This window comes from Streptomyces palmae (assembly GCF_004684805.1).
GTDB classification, from domain to species: Bacteria; Actinomycetota; Actinomycetes; order Streptomycetales; family Streptomycetaceae; genus Streptomyces; species Streptomyces palmae.
This window is the reverse complement of sequence record NZ_SRID01000764.1, coordinates 1-789: the sequence shown is the minus strand read 5'-3', so window position 1 is coordinate 789 and position 789 is coordinate 1. Positions and strand designations below refer to the sequence as shown.

Here is a 789-nt window from a genome sequence, read left to right as displayed (position 1 = left end):
CTCGCCAGCGCCCCCGACATCCCCGTCATCCACTCCGCCGACTACCTCGACCACCGCGCACGACTCCTCGCCGCCCGCCACGTCACCGTCATCGGCTCCGGCCAGTCCGGCGCCGAGGTCTTCCTCGACCTGCTCCGCCACCGCCCCGCAGGCCGCGAACGACTCCACTGGCTGGCCCGCACCCCCGCCTTCGCCCCCATGGAGTACAGCAAACTCGGCCTGGAGCAGTTCACCCCCGACTACACCCGCTACTTCCACGCCCTGCCCGAAACCGTCCGCGACCAGCTGCTGCCCCGCCAGTGGCAGCTCTACAAGGGCATCGACCAGGACACCATCGCCGCCATCCACGAGGAGCTCTACCAGCGCACCCTGCACGGCGGCTGGCCCGACGCCGTCCTCACCCCCGGCGTCACCGTGCACGCCGCCACCAGCACTTCCGACGGCCGCCTCGAACTCCACCTCTCCCACCGCGAACAGGGGAACCACGACCGACTCGCCACCGACGCCGTGGTCCTCGCCACCGGCTACCGGGAACGCCCCATCGACGCCCTGCTGGCCGCCTTGGACCCCCACATCCGGCGCGACCACTCCCGCCGCCCGCGCATCGACGAACACCACCGGCTGGTCCTCGGCCCCGCCATCACCGGATCGATCTACGTCCAGAACGCCGAACGGCACACCCACGGCGTGGGCACCCCCGACCTGGGCCTCGCGGCCTGGCGCAGCGCGGTGATCCTCAACTCCCTCACCGGCCACACCACCCCCAGCCACGCGGAAGAACCCGCCGCC

General features: G+C 72.1%; 1 protein-coding gene. It reads left to right on the top strand.

What is annotated here, in order from left to right; genetic code table 11:
* A partial coding sequence (locus tag E4099_RS32545) for a SidA/IucD/PvdA family monooxygenase (RefSeq protein ID WP_167828579.1) occupies window positions 1-789 on the top strand: 789 nt, incomplete at both ends.